We start from the raw sequence: 20,409 nt of genomic DNA, 5'->3' as shown, positions 1-20,409 counted from the left end.
TCAAGGGGCGCCGTTGTTAATGAAGTTTTTGGTCGGCGGTAACTTACTCTCCCACACCCTCCCGGGTGCAGTACCATCAGCGCGGGTGGGCTTAGCTTCCGGGTTCGGAATGGGTCCGGGCGTTTCCCCACCGCTATCAACCACCGACACACCTTTGGGGTTTGTCGTCATGGTCGCACCACGTGGGTGTGGTGCGGGTGTATGTAGTTTTTTTGGGTGGCCACACAGTGTGTGTGTGGTGTGTCAGATACTGCATAGTGGACGCGGGTAGACGTTTTTGTCTGTGTTTTTTGTGTTGTGCCCTAGGTTGGGTGCACGTTGTGGTTTGTTGGTTGGTGTATTAGTACCAGTCACCTTCGCACATTGCGGTGCTTCCAGATCTGGCCTATCAACCCCATCGTCTATGGGGAACCTATGAAACCTCATCTTGAAACAGGCTTCCCGCTTAGATGCTTTCAGCGGTTATCCCTTCCGTACGTAGCCAACCAGCGGTGCTCCTGGCGGAACAACTGGCACACCAGAGGTACGTCCGTCCCGGTCCTCTCGTACTGGGGACAGCCTTTCTCAAGTTTCTGCGCGCGCGGCGGATAGAGACCGAACTGTCTCACGACGTTCTGAACCCAGCTCGCGTGCCGCTTTAATGGGCGAACAGCCCAACCCTTGGGACCTACTCCAGCCCCAGGATGCGACGAGCCGACATCGAGGTGCCAAACCATCCCGTCGATATGGACTCTTGGGGAAGATCAGCCTGTTATCCCCGGGGTACCTTTTATCCGTTGAGCGACACCACATCCACAAGTAGGTGCCGGATCACTAGTCCCGACTTTCGTCCCTGCTCGACGTGTTGGTCTCGCAGTCAAGCTCCCTTGTGCACTTACACTCTAAACACCTGATTGCCAACCAGGCTGAGGGAACCTTTGGGCGCCTCCGTTACTCTTTGGGAGGCAACCGCCCCAGTTAAACTACCCACCAGGCACTGTCCCCAACCCAGATCATGGGCCAAGGTTAAGACATCCACTACGGTCAGAGTGGTATTTCACTTGCCGACTCCACACCCACTAGCGTGAGCGCTTCATAGTCTCCCACCTATGCTACACAAACCGCAGTAAACACCAATACCAAGCTATAGTGAAGGTCCCGGGGTCTTTTCGTCCTGCCGCGCGAAACGAGCATCTTTACTCGTAGTGCAATTTCACCGGGCCTGTGGTTGAGACAGCAGGGAAGTCGTTACGCCATTCGTGCAGGTCGGAACTTACCCGACAAGGAATTTCGCTACCTTAGGATGGTTATAGTTACCACCGCCGTTTACTGGGGCTTAAATTCTCCGCTTCGGACAGGTGTCCTAACAGGTCCTCTTAACCTTCCAGCACCGGGCAGGCGTCAGTCCGTATACATCAACTTAACCGTCTTCGCACGGACCTGTGTTTTTGATAAACAGTCGCTTCCCTCTCTTTTCTGCGACCCCAACACGCTCACCGACGCATGACCGGTTCACCTGTTGTGGCCCCCCTTCTCCCGAAGTTACGGGGGTAATTTGCCGAGTTCCTTAACCACAGTTCACCCGACCGCCTGAGTATGTTCTACTTGACTACCTGTGTCGGTTTCGGGTACGGGCCGTACATACACATCGCTAGAGGCTTTTCTCGACAGCATAGGATCACCACCATCACCCAATAAGGGTTACGCATCACGCCTGGCACTTATGGCACCCGCATTTCACTAGGTGCCGTGCTGCACGCTTGCACCACAATCCAATAAGTGGCGTAGCTACCAAACTGTGTCACCCCATCACTTGACTACTACAGATCAGGCCCCACGCATCACACCCACCCAACCATCAAAGATGGCCATGGCAGGCGGTCAGGGTGGTTAGTATCACCGGTTCATCATTGGGCGCATACATACGGGTACGGGAATATCAACCCGTTGACCATCGACTACGCCTGTCGGCCTCGCCTTAGGACCCGACTCACCCTGGGAAGACGAACTTGACCCAGGAACCCTTAGTCATTCGGCGGATACGATTCTCACGTATCATTCGTTACTCATGCCTGCATTCTCACTCGCATGCAGTCCACACGCCCTTACGATCATGCTTCACCCCACATGCGACGCTCCCCTACCCAGCAATACTGCTGCCGCGGCTTCGGCGGTGTACTTGAGCCCCACTGAATTGTCGGCGCGCAACCACTCGACCAGTGAGCTATTACGCACTCTTTCAAGGGTGGCTGCTTCTAAGCCAACCTCCTGGCTGTCTTCGCGATTACACATCCTTTTCCACTTAGTACACCCTTAGGGGCCTTAACCGGCGATCTGGGCTGTTTCCCTCTCGACTATGAAGCTTATCCCCCACAGTCTCACTGCCGCGCACACATGTAACCGGCATTCGGAGTTTGGCTGACATTGCTAAGATGATAGTCCCGCTCAACCAACCAGTAGCTCTACCTCCGGCACACCTACGCGACGCTGCACCTAAATGCATTTCGGGGAGAACCAGCTATCACGGAGTTTGATTGGCCTTTCACCCCTACCCACAGCTCATCCCCGCAGTTTTCAACCTACGTGGGTTCGCGCCTCCACAACCTCTTACAGCTGCTTCACACTGGCCATGGGTAGATCACCCCGCTTCGGGTCCAGGACATGCCACTTACAACACACAATTAGCATTCGCTTTCGCTACGACTACCCCACACGGGTTAACCTCGCGACATGCCGCTGACTCGCAGGCTCATTCTTCAAAAGGCACGCCATCACACACAAAGAGGTGCTCTGACGGATTGTAGGCACACAGTTTCAGGAACTATTTCACTCCCCTCCCGGGGTACTTTTCACCATTCCCTCACGGTACTTATCCACTATCGGTCACACTGAGTATTCAGGCTTACCGGGTGGTCCCGGCTGATTCACAGCAGATTCCACGAGCCCGCTGCTACTCGGGGCACATATGGCCACCACACGCACATGCACATTCACGTACAGGACTCTCACCTACTCCGGTGGGCCATCCCAGACCACTTCCGCTTACACACGCACCATGTGGACGCATCTGGCAGAACACGACCAGCCACACCCCACAACACCGCACACGCAACCCCTGCCAGGTATCACACGCACACGGTTTAGCCTCATCCACGTTCGCTCGCCGCTACTAGCAGAATCATTATTATTTTCTTCTCCTGCCGGTACTGAGATGTTTCACTTCCCGGCGTCACCCCCCGACCAGCTATGCATTCACTGACGGGTAACCGCACACAACCACGGCCAGGTTTCCCCATTCGGACACCCTCGGATCAACGCTTTGTTGACAACTCCCCGAGGCATAACGCAGTCTCACACGTCCTTCATCGGCTCAGCATGCCAAGGCATCCACCATGCGCCCTTAAACAACAAACACACACGAATAACCCAACACACAAACAAAACACACACAAACAAAAAACAAGATGCTCGCGTCCACTATACAGTTCTCACACACCACACCCACCACCACCAACCAACACACAACCATGCCAGCCAGCAAGCAGTAAGCCACCAGGAACAACCACCCACACACACAAACCATGCATGCAAGCACCATGTGCTGCCCCAGACACCCAACAGTGCACCAATCATTTCCGCCCAGCAGGCCCACACAACCATCCACACACACCCCAGCATCCAACCGGGAAAGATGCGCATCCACCTGGAATTTCAAAAAACGTCAGCAGCACCACACACAGGCACTCAACCAACAACAACCCACAACCGTGGGCCAGAAAAAATAAACTCCTTAGAAAGGAGGTGATCCAGCCGCACCTTCCGGTACGGCTACCTTGTTACGACTTCGTCCCAATCGCCGATCCCACCTTCGACAGCTCCCTAACGAGTTTAGGCCACTGGCTTCGGGTGTTACCAACTTTCATGACGTGACGGGCGGTGTGTACAAGGCCCGGGAACGTATTCACCGCAGCGTTGCTGATCTGCGATTACTAGCGACTCCGACTTCATGGGGTCGAGTTGCAGACCCCAATCCGAACTAAGGCCGGCTTTAGGCGATTAGCTCCACCTCACAGTATCGCTGCGCGTTGTACCGACCATTGTAGCATGTGTGAAGCCCTGGACATAAGGGGCATGATGATTTGACGTCATCCCCACCTTCCTCCGAGTTAACCCCGGCAGTCTCTCATGAGTCCCCAACCAAATGCTGGCAACATAAGACAAGGGTTGCGCTCGTTGCGGGACTTAACCCAACATCTCACGACACGAGCTGACGACAACCATGCACCACCTGTACACCAGCCACAAGGGAAAGACTATCTCTAGCCCGATCCGGTGTATGTCAAGCCCAGGTAAGGTTCTTCGCGTTGCATCGAATTAATCCACATGCTCCGCCGCTTGTGCGGGCCCCCGTCAATTCCTTTGAGTTTTAGCCTTGCGGCCGTACTCCCCAGGCGGGGCGCTTAATGCGTTAGCTACGGCACGAACCCCGTGGAAGGGACTCACACCTAGCGCCCACCGTTTACGGCATGGACTACCAGGGTATCTAATCCTGTTCGCTACCCATGCTTTCGCTCCTCAGCGTCAGTTACTGCCCAGAGACCTGCCTTCGCCATCGGTGTTCCTCCTGATATCTGCGCATTCCACCGCTACACCAGGAATTCCAGTCTCCCCTACAGCACTCAAGTTATGCCCGTATCGCCTGCAACCCCACAGTTAAGCTGCGGTATTCCACAAACGACGCGACAAACCACCTACGAGCTCTTTACGCCCAGTAATTCCGGACAACGCTCGCACCCTACGTATTACCGCGGCTGCTGGCACGTAGTTAGCCGGTGCTTCTTATCCAGGTACCGTCACTTTCGCTTCGTCCCTGACGAAAGGAGTTTACAACCCGAAGGCCGTCATCCCCCACGCGGCGTCGCTGCATCAGGCTTGCGCCCATTGTGCAATATTCCCCACTGCTGCCTCCCGTAGGAGTCTGGGCCGTATCTCAGTCCCAATGTGGCCGTACACCCTCTCAGGCCGGCTACCCGTCGACGCCTTGGTAGGCCATTACCCCACCAACAAGCTGATAGGCCGCGAGCTCATCCCACACCGAAAAAACTTTCCACCACCGACACTAAACGGCAGTCCTATCCGGTATTAGACCCAGTTTCCCAGGCTTATCCCGAAGTGCAGGGCAGATCACCCACGTGTTACTCACCCGTTCGCCACTCGAGCACCCAAGCAAGCTTGGGCCTTTCCGTTCGACTTGCATGTGTTAAGCACGCCGCCAGCGTTCATCCTGAGCCAGGATCAAACTCTCCACAAAAAGTTTCAACAAAACCAGTGAAACAGGCCGTGAAAAGCCCAAAACCCAACCAAAACAAACCACACCACACAACACAACAAAAACCCATCGCATCATGCAGCCTGGCAATCCAAAAATTACTAGAACAAACCCACAAAAGGGTCCATCCACATTGCCACCCCCTCCGACGAGGAGAAAAGAGCAACAACAAACATCCAATCAGCCAATGCAACCAACCAGAACAGTGTCATCCCATCAATGGTTCAAACAACACCGACCAGCACACACCAAAAAGTGCACAAACAGCCACACAAACCAACCAGACAAAAACAATTGGCACACTATCGAGTTCTCACACAACACACGCACGCTCTTCCAGATTCCGTTTCCGTCATCTTTCCGAAGCGGCTTGTTCGACATTACTTTGCGGTGACACTGCGTGTCAACTCGCTCGCAATATCTATTTTTTCTCGCCGCCATCTTCTGTTCAGTCCCGTTAACCGGTTCTTAACGTCTCGCGGCGACGAGATAGAACATTAATCCTATCGATTCATATAACGCAAATTCCAGAAGAATTACGCTCTCTAACTGCGCTTTTAAGGGCCGCCCGACCCTAGAAATACGCAGCAACCGGACCTCGTGATGTTTCAACCACATCGATATCGGTGTCGAAGATCTCCGTTAGGAGTTTGGAGCGAATGACCTGCTCGGGAGTTCCGAAAGCCACGATCTTCCCCTCCTTCACCGCACAGATGTGGTCGGCGTAGCGGGCAGCGAAGTTGATGTCGTGCAGTACGACGATGACTGTTCTGCCCAGGTTGCGTGCGGCGTCGTGCAAGTGACGCATCATCTCCACCGAGTGGGAAATATCGAGGTTGTTGAGGGGTTCGTCGAGAAGCACGTACTCGGTTTCTTGGGCGAGCACCATTGCCACGTACGCGCGTTGCCGCTGCCCGCCGGACAGCTGGTCCAAGTAGCGCCCTTCGAGTTCGGTGAGACCGAGGAAGTCGACGTAGCGCGAAATGATCTCTTCGTCTTTGCTGGTCAGCCGTCCGCTGCTGTAGGGAAATCGCCCGAATCCGACGAGTTGGCGCACGGTGAGCTTGGTGACAAAGTTGTTTTCTGGACGCAGGATCGACAGCTCTTTGGCTAGATCTTTTCCCTTGATGGACGAAAAGTCGCGCCCGCCGACCGCCACCGTTCCGGAGTCTTTTTCGAGGAGCCTTCCGATGATGGTCAGCAACGTCGACTTACCGGCGCCATTCGGGCCGATGAGCGCCGTCATTCCTCCGGAGGGAATCTCCAGGTCAATGGGGCCGATCGAGGCGTCATGCCCGTAGACTTTTTCGACCGACGAGAGTTTGATCACAGCGTCCCCTTTCTCAGGATCATGACGAGAAACACTGTGCCGCCCACCAATTCGATGATGATCGACACGATTCCTTGTGCGTAGAAGATGTGGTTCATAACAAAATAAGCACTGGCCAGAACCACGAATCCGATTAGTACGGCCATCGGGAAGATGTAGCGGTGGTCGTAGGTGTCAGCGCATTGGTACGCGAGCGTGGCCACGAGGAAGCCGAGGAAGGTCATCGGCCCCACCAGCGCGGTGGAGACCGCCATGAGGACGGAAACGAGAACCAACACGTAGATCGCGTGCGCTCTGTGGTTCACGCCGAGGTTGATCGCGGGTTCGCGTCCGAGAGCCACGACGTTGAGCGTGCGCGAATGCATATAGACCAACAGCGCCGCAGCCAGCGCCAGCGGAATGGCCACCGGGAAGTATGCGGGGTCGGCGTTGTTCACAGAGCCGAACAGGCGCGCCGTGAGCACGTCGAATTCACTTGGGGTGAGCATGCGCTGCATGAACGTCGACAAGCTCCCGAGCCCGCCGCCAATTACCACGCCAATGAGCAGCATCGCGTGCATGTTGTTGCGTCCTGTCAACAACCACGAATACAGCAGTAGGGAGAACCCGACCATGATCACCAGCTGGATCACGAACATCTCCAGGTCCCGGGCATTGGCCAGTCCTACCGCACCGAAGAAATAGACAGTCGAGGTGTGGACCGCCACGTACAGCGCCTCAAATCCCATGATCGACGGCGTGATGATGCGGTTGCCCGTCACTGTGTGGAACGCGACCGTCGCCGTCGCCTGACATAACGCCACCACAACCATAACCAGAAGGGAGTTAGCCCGCCGTTGCGCGATGAGCCAGTAGCCGCGCGTCGAGGGATCCATTGGGTTACCGTAAGACAGCAGACCCCACGAGCACAGCAGGGCCACGACCACTAGGCACGCCAGGATGAGCCAGTAGCGCCTTTTACTTGTCGACGATTGGAACGCCCCCACGTGCCTCGCTCGAGCGGGAGTGGTCTCTATTGTCACGATTTCACCTGCCTGACGATGAGAACCACGAAAACTGCGGCGCCGACGATGCCGAGAATGACCGACACGGGAATCTCGAACGGAGCGATGATGGTTCGGCCGAGGATGTCGCAGACGGTGACGACCGCGATGCCCACCAGGCAGACCCACGGCAAGTTGGAGCGCAAGTCGTCGCCGCGGAACATCGACACCAGATTCGGCACGATCAGCCCGATGAACGGCAGCATGCCCACCACCACGGTGACCACGCCAGAAGCGACGGCCACCAGCGCGACACCGAGCAGCACGACCCGCTCGTAGTTCAACCCGACATTAGTGGCGACATCTTTACCCAGCCCAGCCACGGTGAGCCTGTCGGCGAAGGTGAACACGACCACGGCGACGACGCCGACGATCCACAGCACCTCGTACTGGCCGCGGATGATGGAGGTGTACGAGCCCGCGAACCAGACCCCGAGCGATTGGAGCAGGTCAGTCTGCATGGCAAAGAAGGTCGACACTGCACTGACAACAGCCCCGAGCATGATGCCGATGATGGGCACGACCAGTGACGACTTCAACGCCACACGCCTCAAGAAACCGAAGAACACCAGCGTCCCCACGAAAGCGAACGCCACAGCGACGAGCATGCGGACGGTCAACGACGAATCCGGAATGAAGTACAAAGCCGCCATCAGCCCGAGGCCGGCCCATTCAGTGGTTCCGGTCGTGGTGGGCTCGACGAAACGGTTCTGGGTGAGCAGCTGCATGACCATTCCGCTCATCGCCATCGCTGTTCCGGAAAGAACGAGAGCGATAGTGCGGGGCACTCGTGTGGTCCAGAACATCTCGGCCCCGTCCGCGCTGCCGCGGATGTCGTACTGCCCCACTGCCAGCGAGAGCGCCAAGAGTGCCCCGACGACGGCGACACCCGCCGGCAGGGCCCAAGACGTCGATAAGCGGGCCGGCACTAAGCAGTTGCTTCCCACTTGTCGGCGAGGCCGTTGAGGATCTCGGTGTAGGTGATGATCGACTCATTGGTGTAGGTGTCCGCAGGTGCGATGTAGACGCCGTCTTGTTGGATCGCGGCGACGTTCTTGAGAGCCTGGCTGTCATCGAGCACCTTCTGGGCAGGTGCGGATTCTTCTGTGCGGACGCCGGCATCGCGGTCGAGCACCATCATGAAGTCCGGGTTCGCCTCTGCAATCGCCTCGACCGAGATGTCATCGTCCTGGTGGTCGTCGGACCCGTTCTCGATCTCGAGCGCCGGAGTCAGGCCGAACATGTCGAACAGCGGCCCCCACGTGCGCCCCACCCTCGGTGCGACGTAGCCGATCTCACCGCCGGAAACATTGACGGCCATGACCTTCACGTCCTTGTTGTAGGCGTTGCGCGCACGGTCGAGCGCCGCGTTGAAGTCGTCGATCATTTTCTGCGCATCCTCCTCGTGGCCGAAGATCTTACCCAGCCCCTCTACCTGGCGGATGAACTCTTGGTCCAGCGGCTCGCCGTCGCGCGGCTCGAGGTCGACGAGCGTGGCGTCAGGCACGAGCTGCTCGATATCGGAATTGTGCTGGGAGAAGCGCTGGCCCGAGATGACCACCTGAGGTTCAGCGGCCACGATAGCCTCGAGTTTCGGCTCGCGGTGGTTGCCGATGTCGACGATGTCCTCGTTGTCTGCGATACCCGGGATCGTCTCAGGAACCAGCGCTCGCGCCGCTGCGACTGGCTGCACGCCCCACAGGTCCAGAATCTCGAAGCTGCGGTTGTCCAGCGCCACGACCGACACCGGGTTCACCGGAACTTCTTTGCTGCCTTCGTTGTCCTCGATGGTGACGGTCTGATCCGTTGTGGCTTCCGCCGACGTGTTTGAAGCCCCGGCACTGGAGTCGTCCTCCGCAGTGCAGCCGGCGAGAGCCAAAGCGGCAGCTGCGATGACTGCGGCAGCGCCACATGCCGGACGGCGGAAAATGGATGGTTTCATGAGGACTCCTCGGATCGGGAATAGGTTAGCTTTGCACAGGCCCACTAAGAGTCAATATCTTTCAGTCAAGGTTCTTCCATTGGTCCGCCAGTTCGTTGAACATTCTCGTGTAGGTGATGACCGAAGCCGTGTCCTGCACATTCAGCGGAGCAACGTACACACGGCCCTCTTCGACAGCTTCGAGCTTCTTGAGCTCCTCGCTGCCGGTAAGCACCCGCATCGGCGGAACGTACCCTTCAGCGGAGAGGACCTTCTGCGCTTCACTGACGAAGAGGAATGTCGGCTTCGCTTTCGCCAAGGTGGGAGTATCCGCGGGATCCTCAGGCTTCAACGCGGGTTTGAGCTCGAGCATCTCGAACAGCGGCTGCCACAGCGCGTCGCCGTCGGCCGGCTGAACGGCTACCTCTTCCCCATTGAGGGACAGCGCAGAGAACGTCCACTTCTCGGAGTGTGCCTCGATGGCGCGCCCACGCGCTTCGGAAAACTGTTTGTCCAGCTCGGCGGCTTCTTCTTCGCGGCCCAGGATTCTCCCGAGGATCTGTGCTTGACGCACCATTTCCCAGTCGAGCGGTATTCCGTCGCGGGGTGAGAGATCCACGAAAGCCGCATCAGGTCGTTCCGCGGCGGCACCTTCCGTTGTTCCCGATACGACGAGATCTACCCCGCTATCCGCTTCGCGCACATCCGCGCCCATTGCTTCGAGTAGTTCGCGGGAGCGGTCGTCGAGGGCAGCGACACTCTCCGGTGCGTACGGCACGCTCTTGGTGCCCTCGTTGTCCTCGACCTCCACCGTGGATTCGCTGGAAGACACGGCCGCGGTCGTTCCTTCCGTCTCCAGCTGCCCGGATCTAGCCGACTCACCGGTAGGTGCGCAGGAAGCTCCGAAGGCCGCGACAGAAATCAACACCGTCGCCTGCGTTATTGCTCGTTTCATCGGCTCTGAATACTAGCGCATACGACGAAACCGCCGGCCAGAAACTGACCAGCGGTTTCACCGTTCGTGGAGATGCCGGGAATTGAACCCGGGTCCTTCGCCACTGCACCAGGGCTTCTCCGTGCGCAGTCCGCGCAGAATCTCTGCTCGGCCCTCCGGATCAGGCGAACATGACCGGATGACGGGCCCAGCCGGTGAAAAAGTGTCCCCTCCGCGCCTCACCGGCACGGCGAGAGGGCAAGCTCCCTAGTCGATGCCAGGATCCGGGACGGGAGCGGGCCCGGCCTGACAGACACGCGGTCGCTACTTAGGCAGCGAGGGCGTAGTCACGCTGAGAGTTCTTCTCTGCGTTTATAAAGTGCTGCGACGCTTCAATCGGTGGTCTCCAGCCTGCACCGGCACGCTTCCCCTGGTTTAGTCAGCGAAGTCGAAACCAAGTCATCCCCTTCGCTTCCTGCGGCGGGAACATGCGTTGCAACCGCAGGAGAGACAACTGTAGCGCCGATCAACCGCGCACGTCAAGCAGGTGCGACGCGCAAGAATTCGACGACGGCGTCGGGGCCGGCATCGACTGCGAGTCGGACGGCGCGAGCGACGTTGACCGGGTCCATCTTCGGACGGTCGCCGTGCTTCGGGTCGGCGAGCATGTCGGTGTCGGTGCGGCCCGGGTGGATCGAGGTGACGCGGACCTGCCCCTTCTCCTCTAAGCGGAGCGCATCGGTGAAGCCGCGCAGCGCGAATTTGGAGGCGCAGTACGCGGTGTTCTCTTCCACGCCGTGAAAGCCGGCACCGGAGTTGATGGTGATGACGAGTCCACGGGAACGTCGTAAAGCGGGCAGAAGCTCGCGGGTGAGCGTGACCGGCGCGAGCACGTTGATCTCCATGGTCTCGCGCCATTGCTCGGCGTCAATCTCGTCGAACGGCGCCTTGTGCAGCACACCCGCGGCGTGAACGACGATGTCCACGTTCTCCACGCGGCGCGCGGCTTCGACGATCGCGTCGGTGTCGCGCAGGTCGACCTCGAACGGCTCGGCACTGGGCAGCTTATCGACGACCTCGCTCGCGTCCTTCGACGCACCCACCAGGATGTGGTGGTCTTTGCCCAGCTCTTCCGCGATGGCGCGGCCGATGCCGCGGGAAGCCCCCGTGATGAGTGCAGTTTTCATGCCTTGATCCCCTTGAATTTGCGGCCGAGTTCACGCGCGATCTCGCGGTCCTCGGTGCGTTTCTTGATGTCCTGGCGGCGATCGTAGTCCTGCTTGCCCTGCGCAAGTCCCAGCTCAACCTTGACCAGGCCATCTTTGAGGTAGAGCTTCAACGGAACGAGCGTGCGGTTGCCGTCGCGCACTTTGCCTTCGAGCGTGTCGATTTCCCGGCGGTGCAGCAGCAGCTTGCGGGTGCGGCGCGGCGAGTGGTTCGTCCACGACCCCATCGAGTACTCGGGGATGTGGAGGTTGCGGAGCCAGACCTCGCCGTCGTCGATAGTCGCGTATGCCTCAACGAGCGACGCCTTGCCGTCGCGCAGGGACTTGATCTCGGTGCCCTGCAGGACAACGCCTGCCTCGTAGGTGTCCAGGATGGTGTAGTCATGGCGGGCCTTGCGGTTGGACGCGATGACGCCCGGGCCGTCCTTCTTCTTTTTCTTCGCCACGACTAGACCTCCTATTTTCGCACGTAAGAGCGCAACGCTACCTGAGCGACCAGTCCAGATGCAACAAGCGCGATCAAGCCAACCAACGGCATGACCGTCCACACCGCACTATCCGGCAGCTTGGCGATGAGCAGATTCTCGTACACGCCCGACAGCATCGGGTCGACGATCTGGGATTTGATCGCCCACACGCCGAGAGTGGAAATGACGGCACCGATGAAGACCGAGATCAGCGCCTCGAGAATGAACGGAGCCTGCGTGAACCAGCGTGTCGCACCCACCATGCGCATGATGCCGATTTCCTCGCGGCGGCTGTACGCGGCGAGTTGCACCATGTTCGCGATGAGGAACGCGGCAGCCAGTGCCTGTGCTGCGGCAATGAGGAATGTCGCGTTGCGGAAGGAATCGAGTGAATCCGCCACGCCCCGGACATCGCTGGCTTGGTCCGCGACATAGGAGACCTGCGGCATATCGCGTACCGCGTCGATCGGCTCAGTGTTCGTCGGATCTTGCAGCCTCACATGCAATGCCGCCGGCATCGAGTCCTTCGATGTCTCTTGCACGAGCACCGGATCGGATTCCTTGAACAATTCCACGAATCGCTCGTAGGACTGCTCTCGGTTACGGAAAGTCACAGATTCCACGCGGTCGTCCGCTTGCAGCTTGTCGCGAATTTCCGCGCAGCTTGTCGACGAACAGTCCTTGTCTCCTTCAGAAATCTTCTCGTCCAGCTCCACCATGACCTCGACACGGTCCAAGTAGAGGTCCTTGGTCTCGCTCGTAACCTTTGACATGAGCACGCCCGCGCCGACCAGCGCCAAGGAGAGCGCCGTGGTGATGATCAGGGCGATCGTCATGGTCAAGTTGCGCCCAAGACCGCGGAATCCCTCGCGGAAAATGAAACTCCAGTTCATGCTTATGCCCCCATCGTTCCGTACACACCGTGGCTCTCGTCGCGGACGAGCTTGCCCAACTGCAATTCAATGACCCGCCGACGCATATCGTTGACTGCGCGCGCATTGTGCGTGGACATGATAACGGTCGTGCCCATGCGGTTGATGCGGGCAAGCAGCGCCATGATGTCGTCGGCGGTGGAAGGGTCGAGGTTGCCCGTGGGCTCGTCGGCAAGCAGCAGATGCGGACGGTCCACGAAAGCGCGCGCGATGGCCACTCGCTGCTGCTCGCCTCCGGAGAGCTCGTTCGGCATGCGGTTCGCCTTCGCGTCGAGCCCCACGATCTCAAGTGCCTCGGGGACCAGCTTCTTGATCTTCGCCTTCGGCTTGCCAATCACCTCCAGTGCGAACGCCACGTTGTCGTAGACGTTGAGCTTGGGCAGCAAGCGGAAGTCCTGGAATACGTAGCCGATGGACTGACGGAGCTTGTTCACCTCCTTGCCCTTCAACGCATTGACGTGAAAGTCGCCGAAATAGATGTCTCCCGAGGTCACGTTTTCCTCGCGGATGAGCAGCTCCAGAAACGACGACTTGCCCGAACCCGACGGGCCGATCAGGAAGACGAACTCACCGTTGTCGATCGTCAGCGAGATGTCGTCGAGAGCCGGCCTCGTCGATGTCGGATAGACCTTTGTCACATTCGAGAAAGTGATCACACGTGCCACTCTAGTGACAGAATTCAATGTCCGGGAAATCCCACTCCCCGAAACCGCAAGTGGGTTACGAGCTTTCTGACTGCTGCTCGGCCATCCTCCACCGAATCCCCGCTTCGAGAAACCCGTCGATGTCCCCGTCGAGCACCTTGTGCGGGTCGCCCACCTCGTAGTTGGTCCTCAGGTCTTTGACCATCTGGTACGGGTGCAGGACGTAGGAGCGCATCTGGTTGCCCCAGCTGGCGTTACCTCCGGCCCCGAGGGCATCGAGCTCGGCCTTTTCTTCCTGCCGCTTGCGTTCCAGCAGTTTGGACTGCAGGACGTTCATGGCCGATGCCTTGTTTTGAATCTGGGACTTCTCGTTTTGGCAGGTCACCACGATCCCGGTGGGTTCGTGGGTAATACGCACCGCGGAGTCGGTGGTATTCACGGACTGGCCTCCGGGCCCGGAGGAGCGGTAAACATCGACGCGGATATCGGAGTCCGGGATGTCGATGTGGTCGGTCTGCTCCACCACGGGCAGGACCTCGACCTCGGCGAAGGAGGTCTGGCGCCGGCCCTGGTTGTCGAAGGGCGAGATACGCACGAGCCGGTGCGCGCCCTGTTCAACCGACAGCTGGCCGTACATGTATTCGCCGTGGACCACGAAGGTCGCGGACTTGATGCCGGCCTCTTCAGCGTAGGAGATGTCGTAGACATCGACCTTGTGCCCGCTCTTTTCCGCCCAGCGGGTGTACATGCGCATGAGCATTTCCGCCCAATCAGCGGCGTCGACACCGCCGGCACCGGAGCGGATATTCACCACTGCCTCGCGCTCGTCGTATTCGCCGGACAGCATCGTCGTCACTTCCAACGACGAGATCTGGGCTTCGAGGTCGGCCAGTTCTTCGCGGGCAAGCGATGCGTCGCCTTCTTCTTCGGCGAGCTCGTACATGACCGGCAGGTCCTCGAGGCGCTGACGAAGTCCCGTCACCTTGCGCAACCTCGCCTGCACGTTGGACAACTCCGTGGTCACCTGCTGCGCATGATCCGGATCGTCCCACAAACTCGGGTCGGCGGCCTGTTGCTCCAGCTCACGCGCGCGTGAATCCATCTCATCCAAGTCCATGACCGACTCAATCGTGGTCAAGGTGGTGTCTAGGGATTGAATCCGGTTGCTGGTCTCTGGCTGCATAGGTGCGAAGTCTAGTGGACATCGGGAATCGCCCTTGCACGCCCGCCGGAACGCCTACACTGTGAAACTGCACCCACACGGGCGCCCGTGGCAGCGGGCTGAGATCGCACTGACTTTCAACGCCGTGCGAGCACCGTCCGAACCTGTCTGGTTAGCACCAGCGAAGGAAGTAAGGAGCAGCTCATGGCTGATATTTACGCGACCGAAATTCACCCGAAGCACTCGTACGCCCCCATTGTCAAAGATGCTCTCGAGGTTCCGGAGACAGCGATTGAGCTGGATGATTCCCCGTCCGGCCCGAATGAGCCTTTCCGCGTCTACCGCACGCGCGGCCCGTGGGCTGAACCGGAGGAGGGCCTGCCGGACCTGCGCAGCGGATGGATTAAGGACCGCGCCGATGTGCAGGAGATCCCGGGCCGCGCACGCAATCTTGAGGATGACGGCACGCGCGCGCTGAAGCGGGGGGCGCCCAGTGAAGAATGGCGCGGTGCGGCTCGACCAACGCTGCGCGCTAAGAACGGCAAGCGCGTCACCCAGATGCACTACGCGCGCAACGGCGTGATCACCCCGGAAATGAAATTCGTGGCCCTGCGCGAGCACTGCGATCCGGAGAAGGTCCGCGAGGAGGTCGCTGCTGGCCGCGCGATCATTCCGAGCAACATCAACCACCCGGAGAGCGAGCCGATGATCATCGGCAACGCATTCTTGACCAAGATCAACGCCAATATTGGCAACTCCGCAGTGACCTCCTCTATCCGCGAGGAAGTGGACAAACTGCGCTGGGCCACCCGCTGGGGTGCGGACACGGTAATGGATCTGTCCACGGGCAACGACATCCACACCACCCGCGAGTGGATCCTGCGTAATTCCCCCGTCCCCATCGGCACGGTGCCGATCTACCAGGCTCTGGAGAAGGTGGGCGGTATCGCCGAGGACCTGACGTGGGAGATTTTCCGCGACACTGTCATTGAGCAGGCTGAGCAGGGTGTGGACTACATGACCGTGCATGCGGGCGTGCGGTTGCCGTATGTCCCGCTGACGTCGAAACGCGTCACCGGCATCGTTTCCCGCGGCGGCTCGATCATGGCCGGATGGTGCCTCGCGCACCACAAGGAATCCTTCCTCTACGAGAATTTCGACGAGCTGTGCGAGATCTTCGCGGCATACGACATCGCCTTCTCGCTCGGCGACGGCCTCCGCCCCGGCTCCGTCGCCGACGCCAACGACGCCGCCCAATTCGCAGAGCTGAAGACCATCGGTGAGCTGTGCAAGCGTGCCTGGGACCACGATGTCCAAGTGATGATCGAAGGCCCGGGCCATGTGCCGCTGAACATGATCCAGGTCAACAACGAGAAGGAAGAGGAATGGTGCGGCGGCGCACCGTTCTACACGCTCGGCCCTTTGGTCACTGATATCGCCCCCGGTTACGACCACATCACTTCCGCCATCGGCGCCGCTAACATCGCCATGGGCGGCACCGCGATGCTCTGCTACGTCACCCCCAAAGAACACCTTGGTCTGCCGAACAAGGATGACGTGAAAACCGGCGTGATCACGTACAAAATCGCGGCCCACGCCGCCGACGTGGCAAAGGGCCACCCGGGTGCCCGCGACTGGGACGACGCGATGAGCAAGGCCCGCTTCGAATTCCGCTGGAACGACCAGTTCGCCCTCTCCCTCGACCCCGAAACCGCCCAGGCGTACCACGACGAGACTTTGCCCGCCGAACCCGCGAAGACCGCGCACTTCTGCTCCATGTGCGGACCGAAATTCTGCTCGATGCGCATCAGCCAGGACATCCGCGACGAATTCGGCGACGCGATCGACGAGGCGCTCGACGACAAGAATAAGAAGCTCATTGCCGATCTGGGCATCCCGAGCTTCGCCGGGGGCACCGATTACCGTCGCGGCGAGCGTGAGATGGCCAAGGAATTCCATAAGCTCGGCTCGAATGTCTACGTTCAGGAATAATGGCGGCTGTGTCTACCGCAGCTTTCATTGAATCGCACCGCAATTCCACCGATGCCGAGCTCGCCCGAGCCCTCGTCGAAACAGCCGGGGGTTTGGCGCTGAGCATGCGCGACGACGGCCTTGAGACGGGCCAGAAATCGTCCGTGTCGGACGTTGTGACTAATGCCGACACCGCCGCCGAGGAATTCGTCGCGGGAGCACTCGAGGCGCTGCGCCCCGAGGACGGGATCGTGGGCGAAGAGGGGGCGGAGAAGACGTCGGCAAGCGGGCGCACATGGGTGATTGACCCGGTTGACGGCACGTACAACTTCGCATCGGGCTCCGATTATTTCTGCTCCGCGCTCGCTCTCGTCGAGGGCGACGTACGGGAACCGGCGCGGATTCTGACCAGCGCGATTCACCGCCCCGCGCTCGCCACCACGTGGGTCGCGGAGGACGGCACCGCGACACGGAACGGATATAAGCTCGAGCCGCTTATCGACGCTCCACTGCCCCACCTCGCCCTCGCCACCTATCTCCACCCGACATCGATGACCGACGACGGGATCCGGAACGCATGGCTGAGAGCCACGAACAGTGCCGCCACCGTGCGCATGTTCGGCGCCGGCTCCATCGACCTAGCCACCGTCGCATCCGGCGGGATCGGCGGCTGGCTGCAGCACTCCGTGGCCGATTGGGATTGGCTCCCCGGCAAGGCGCTCGTTGAAGCTGCCGGCGGTAAGGCAGTCAAAGTCGGCGCCGGCGGGGTCACCTGGTGTGTCGCCGGAAACCACCAGCTCGTCGGCGAGCTGGTAGCTAAGCTTGAGCAGCATGGCTAACTACTCTGACGACCTGGCCCTCGCTCTCGAGCTCGCGGACCTCGCCGACGCAATCACGTTGGAGCGCTTCGAGTCCGCCGACCTCAAAGTGGACACCAAACCCGACATGACCCCTGTCTCCGACGCCGACGTGGCAGTCGAGAGTGCCTTGCGCGAGAAATTGGGCACCACCCGCCCCGCCGATGCGGTGCTCGGCGAAGAATTCGGCGGCAACGTGCAGTTCTCCGGACGCCAGTGGGTCATCGACCCAATTGACGGCACCAAGAACTACGTTCGCGGCGTCCCCGTCTGGGCCACCCTGATCTCACTTCTCGAGGACGGCGAGCCCGTCGTCGGCGTGGTCAGCGCTCCAGCCCTCGCCCGCCGCTGGTACGCCAGCAAGGGTGCCGGGGCTTGGCGCACATTCGCCGACGGCAGCGTCACCCGCTTAGGGGTGTCGGGGGTTGGGGCGCTAAGTGATGCGTCGATAAGCATCTCGTCCTTGAGCGGCTGGCGCGACCGCAACTTGCGCGACCAGCTGATCGCGCTGACCGACGATGCGTGGCGTCTGCGCGGCTACGGCGACTTCTTCTCCTACTGCCTTGTGGCGGAAGGTGCCGTGGACATCGCCGCTGAGCCGGAAGTGTCGCTCTGGGACTTGGCTGCGCTGTCCGTCCTGGTCAGCGAAGCTGGCGGCCGATTCACCTCGCTTGCCGGCGAAGAAGGCCCCCACGGCGGCGATGCCGTGGCCACCAACGGCCTGCTGCACGACGAGGTGCTCGGCCGCCTGAACTAGCGCGCTAAACGGAAACCGTTGCCCACGCCCGGCACGGCGTTAAGGTCCCGAATGATCGCGTCAATATTCGTGGACACCGTCGGGGCATGGATCGGCCCCTGCAACGGCGTCGAGCAGGCCAAGTTGGCGAACCTCGGGATCGAACTCCCGTTAACCATCCCCACCAGCCGCGTCCCCGAGTACAGCGGCGCACCGGAGTCCCCCGGCATCGCGCACACCTGCGATTGGATCCGGACCCCGTCCGCCATCCAGGTCATTCCACAGGTCACGCCCGTGGCGTAGCCGTTCTTGCACAACGTGTCCCCGGTTCGCGCCGCCCCACCCGTCGAGTGGATCGTCGTGCCGTTGTAGCTCGCGGTCAGGTCAGCCCTGGGCCCCAGCTCGATGACGGAGTAATCGAGCGCGCCGTTCTTCCGCGCGATCCGACCTGTGGGACCCGCGGCGAAGGAGTCCGCCGCAACTACCTGGTCGCCGATATTGCCACAGTGCCCAGCGGTCAAAGCCACCTTGCGCCCCGCGGCATCCGTACCCACCGCGGCGACAGTGCACATGCCGTAAAGACCGACGTAGATCGGCGCACCCGCCCCGAACAATGCGCGCCCCCGGGCCGCCGCGTTCTTCGCTTCCGGGTTAGCCCGCTGCGCGTCGAACCACGACCCGGGCACGCGGCGCAGCACACCGTCCGCGAACGGCTTGCCCGCCATCACCTTCGCCGCCGGATCAGTGCGCCACTGGTAATTGGGGTCAGTTTGAACCTGCGCCTGCGCCTGCGGCGCAGCCACGAGCCCCAGAGTGGTCAACACGGCAGCGGCCATTGTCCGGATCTTCATACGGTCATCCCTTCTCTCCCCAGTGGAAATGAATGATCCCACCGTACCCCACTGTGAGCTCTCTACAATGGCGCGCATGGCCAAGGATCAACATCCAGAAAACACCCCCGGAGGCCCCTCCGTGAAAGACGGCGAGCTGTACGAACACCTGCGCGAGGAAGGCAACTCCAAGTCCAAGGCGGCCGCCATTGCCAACGCCGCGGCGGACAGCTCCCGCCAGGAGGTGGGCGAGAAGGGAGGCAGGTCCGGCTCGTACGAGGGCTGGAGCCGCGACGAGCTCTACTCCCGCGCCCAGGAGTTGGATATTCAAGGCCGTTCCGACATGACCAAAGACGAGCTGATTGAGGCGCTGCGCAATGACTGACCTGGATCTCCGCTGCTACTTCGTCACCGGCGCTGGCGCGCCCGACACCATTGTTGAAACCGCCCGCGCGGCCGCCCAAGGCGGCGCTGGCATGATCCAGGTGCGCAGCAAACCCATCAGCGCACGCGACCTGTACGACCTCGGCCTGTCCGTGGTCACCGCCGTGCACGAGGTCAATCCCAACGCGCATGTGCTTATCGACGACCGCGTCGACGTCGCCCTCGCCCTTGCACCGCACGGTGTCGCCGGCGTGCACATCGGCCAAGACGACCTGAACCCGCGCATCGCACGCGAACTCCTCGGCCCCGACGCCATCATCGGCCTGACCACCGGAACGCTGGAGCTCGTCGAGCAGGCCAACGACTACGCAGATGTGATCGACTACATCGGGGCCGGGCCTTTCCGCGACACCCCCACCAAGAATTCCGGCCGCGTGCCTCTGGGCCTCGAGGGCTACCCCGCCCTCGTCGCAGCCTCCCGGCTCCCCATCGTGGCCATCGGCGATGTCACCGTCGAAGATGCTGAGGATCTTGCCTGCACCGGCGTCGACGGCGTGGCTATCGTGCGCGGCATCATGAACGCCGAGGATCCGCGCAGCTACGTCGGTCGCGTCGTGGCCGGCGTCGACCAAGGCCACGGTCAAAACTAACTGGCGAAGCTGTC

Annotated in this window: 16 protein-coding genes, 3 rRNA genes, 1 other RNA gene and 1 riboswitch; of the genes, 5 read left to right on the top strand and 15 right to left on the bottom strand. The window is 60.3% G+C overall.

The window, feature by feature from the left end; all coding sequences use genetic code 11:
• Positions 1 to 30: 30 nt before the first annotated feature.
• The 14 genes from rrf to prfB form a co-directional block, all read right to left on the bottom strand.
• Positions 31 to 148 (bottom strand): 5S ribosomal RNA (gene rrf, locus QYQ98_RS08590).
• Between the two features lie 172 nt (positions 149 to 320).
• Positions 321 to 3,393: ribosomal RNA gene (locus tag QYQ98_RS08585) — 23S ribosomal RNA — on the bottom strand.
• A gap of 380 nt (positions 3,394 to 3,773) precedes the next feature.
• Positions 3,774 to 5,290: ribosomal RNA gene (locus QYQ98_RS08580) — 16S ribosomal RNA — on the bottom strand.
• Together the 16S, 23S and 5S rRNA genes form the textbook arrangement of a ribosomal RNA operon.
• Before the next feature lie 592 nt (positions 5,291 to 5,882).
• A complete protein-coding gene (locus QYQ98_RS08575) occupies positions 5,883 to 6,638 on the bottom strand; it encodes an ABC transporter ATP-binding protein (RefSeq protein ID WP_302006445.1) in 756 nt (251 codons plus the stop codon).
• Complete coding sequence (locus QYQ98_RS08570; RefSeq protein ID WP_302007748.1) at positions 6,635 to 7,654, bottom strand: iron chelate uptake ABC transporter family permease subunit; 1,020 nt, start codon at positions 7,652 to 7,654, stop codon at positions 6,635 to 6,637. The genes QYQ98_RS08575 and QYQ98_RS08570 overlap by 4 nt, the downstream gene beginning before the upstream one ends.
• A 2-nt stretch (positions 7,655 to 7,656) precedes the next feature.
• Positions 7,657 to 8,610, bottom strand: a complete 954-nt coding sequence (locus tag QYQ98_RS08565) for an ABC transporter permease (RefSeq protein WP_302006444.1) — start codon at positions 8,608 to 8,610, stop codon at positions 7,657 to 7,659.
• The gene (locus QYQ98_RS08560; RefSeq protein WP_302006443.1) at positions 8,610 to 9,623 is read right to left on the bottom strand and encodes a siderophore ABC transporter substrate-binding protein; all 1,014 of its coding nucleotides are present in this window, start codon (positions 9,621 to 9,623) and stop codon (positions 8,610 to 8,612) included. Before QYQ98_RS08560 ends, QYQ98_RS08565 begins: the two co-directional genes overlap by 1 nt.
• Positions 9,624 to 9,684: 61 nt before the next feature.
• Positions 9,685 to 10,557, bottom strand: a complete 873-nt coding sequence (locus tag QYQ98_RS08555; RefSeq protein ID WP_302006442.1) for a hypothetical protein — start codon at positions 10,555 to 10,557, stop codon at positions 9,685 to 9,687.
• 64 nt (positions 10,558 to 10,621) lie between these two features.
• Positions 10,622 to 11,003: a transfer-messenger RNA gene (gene ssrA / locus QYQ98_RS08550) on the bottom strand.
• A 72-nt stretch (positions 11,004 to 11,075) separates the two neighbouring features.
• Positions 11,076 to 11,723, bottom strand: coding sequence for an SDR family oxidoreductase (locus tag QYQ98_RS08545; RefSeq protein ID WP_302006440.1), 648 nt, complete (start codon positions 11,721 to 11,723; stop codon positions 11,076 to 11,078).
• Entirely contained in the window at positions 11,720 to 12,208 is a 489-nt protein-coding gene (gene smpB / locus QYQ98_RS08540) for an SsrA-binding protein SmpB (protein ID WP_302006439.1), read from the bottom strand. Before smpB ends, QYQ98_RS08545 begins: the two co-directional genes overlap by 4 nt.
• Before the next feature lie 11 nt (positions 12,209 to 12,219).
• Positions 12,220 to 13,122, bottom strand: a complete 903-nt coding sequence (gene ftsX, locus QYQ98_RS08535) for a permease-like cell division protein FtsX (protein WP_302006438.1) — start codon at positions 13,120 to 13,122, stop codon at positions 12,220 to 12,222.
• Between the two features lie 2 nt (positions 13,123 to 13,124).
• Positions 13,125 to 13,817, bottom strand: coding sequence for a cell division ATP-binding protein FtsE (ftsE, locus tag QYQ98_RS08530; protein ID WP_302006437.1), 693 nt, complete (start codon positions 13,815 to 13,817; stop codon positions 13,125 to 13,127).
• A 64-nt stretch (positions 13,818 to 13,881) separates the two neighbouring features.
• Positions 13,882 to 14,988 (bottom strand): peptide chain release factor 2, encoded by a 1,107-nt coding sequence (gene prfB, locus QYQ98_RS08525; RefSeq protein ID WP_302006436.1) that lies wholly within the window; start codon positions 14,986 to 14,988, stop codon positions 13,882 to 13,884.
• Positions 14,989 to 15,055: 67 nt separating this feature from the next.
• A riboswitch (TPP riboswitch) is annotated at positions 15,056 to 15,174 on the top strand.
• Here prfB and thiC point away from each other — a divergent pair.
• From thiC to hisN, 3 genes are all read left to right on the top strand, one after another.
• Positions 15,172 to 16,959 (top strand): phosphomethylpyrimidine synthase ThiC, encoded by a 1,788-nt coding sequence (thiC, locus tag QYQ98_RS08520; RefSeq protein ID WP_302006435.1) that lies wholly within the window; start codon positions 15,172 to 15,174, stop codon positions 16,957 to 16,959. Its footprint overlaps the riboswitch before it by 3 nt.
• A complete protein-coding gene (locus QYQ98_RS08515; RefSeq protein WP_302006434.1) occupies positions 16,959 to 17,777 on the top strand; it encodes an inositol monophosphatase in 819 nt (272 codons plus the stop codon). The genes thiC and QYQ98_RS08515 overlap by 1 nt, the downstream gene beginning before the upstream one ends.
• Positions 17,770 to 18,552, top strand: a complete 783-nt coding sequence (hisN, locus tag QYQ98_RS08510; protein ID WP_302006433.1) for a histidinol-phosphatase — start codon at positions 17,770 to 17,772, stop codon at positions 18,550 to 18,552. Before QYQ98_RS08515 ends, hisN begins: the two co-directional genes overlap by 8 nt.
• Here hisN and QYQ98_RS08505 read toward each other — a convergent pair.
• Positions 18,549 to 19,382 (bottom strand): S1 family peptidase, encoded by an 834-nt coding sequence (locus QYQ98_RS08505; protein WP_302006431.1) that lies wholly within the window; start codon positions 19,380 to 19,382, stop codon positions 18,549 to 18,551. The two genes, hisN and QYQ98_RS08505, sit on opposite strands and share 4 nt — an antisense overlap.
• Positions 19,383 to 19,458: 76 nt before the next feature.
• Between QYQ98_RS08505 and QYQ98_RS08500 the strand changes: the two genes are divergently transcribed.
• A complete protein-coding gene (locus QYQ98_RS08500; protein ID WP_302006430.1) occupies positions 19,459 to 19,746 on the top strand; it encodes a Rho termination factor N-terminal domain-containing protein in 288 nt (95 codons plus the stop codon).
• Positions 19,739 to 20,395, top strand: a complete 657-nt coding sequence (locus QYQ98_RS08495) for a thiamine phosphate synthase (protein ID WP_302006429.1) — start codon at positions 19,739 to 19,741, stop codon at positions 20,393 to 20,395. Before QYQ98_RS08500 ends, QYQ98_RS08495 begins: the two co-directional genes overlap by 8 nt.
• The last annotated feature ends 14 nt before the right edge of the window (positions 20,396 to 20,409 follow it).

This window comes from Corynebacterium sp. P3-F1, from assembly GCF_030503635.1.
GTDB lineage: Bacteria > Actinomycetota > Actinomycetes > Mycobacteriales > Mycobacteriaceae > Corynebacterium.
The sequence above is the reverse complement of the archived record's forward strand: the minus strand, read 5'-3'. Positions and strand labels throughout refer to the sequence as shown.

Bases quoted from the DNA above. Each gene is read 5' to 3' on its own strand.
- ftsX (WP_302006438.1), bottom strand. From the start codon at position 13,122: ATGAACTGGAGTTTCATTTTCCGCGAGGGATTCCGCGGTCTTGGGCGC.
- QYQ98_RS08545 (WP_302006440.1), bottom strand. From the start codon at position 11,723: ATGAAAACTGCACTCATCACGGGGGCTTCCCGCGGCATCGGCCGCGCC.
- hisN (WP_302006433.1), top strand. From the start codon at position 17,770: ATGGCTAACTACTCTGACGACCTGGCCCTCGCTCTCGAGCTCGCGGAC.
- QYQ98_RS08495 (WP_302006429.1), top strand. From the start codon at position 19,739: ATGACTGACCTGGATCTCCGCTGCTACTTCGTCACCGGCGCTGGCGCG.
- QYQ98_RS08560 (WP_302006443.1), bottom strand. From the start codon at position 9,623: ATGAAACCATCCATTTTCCGCCGTCCGGCATGTGGCGCTGCCGCAGTC.
- QYQ98_RS08500 (WP_302006430.1), top strand. From the start codon at position 19,459: ATGGCCAAGGATCAACATCCAGAAAACACCCCCGGAGGCCCCTCCGTG.
- QYQ98_RS08515 (WP_302006434.1), top strand. From the start codon at position 16,959: ATGGCGGCTGTGTCTACCGCAGCTTTCATTGAATCGCACCGCAATTCC.
- QYQ98_RS08555 (WP_302006442.1), bottom strand. From the start codon at position 10,557: ATGAAACGAGCAATAACGCAGGCGACGGTGTTGATTTCTGTCGCGGCC.
- QYQ98_RS08505 (WP_302006431.1), bottom strand. From the start codon at position 19,382: ATGAAGATCCGGACAATGGCCGCTGCCGTGTTGACCACTCTGGGGCTC.
- prfB (WP_302006436.1), bottom strand. From the start codon at position 14,988: ATGCAGCCAGAGACCAGCAACCGGATTCAATCCCTAGACACCACCTTG.
- thiC (WP_302006435.1), top strand. From the start codon at position 15,172: ATGGCTGATATTTACGCGACCGAAATTCACCCGAAGCACTCGTACGCC.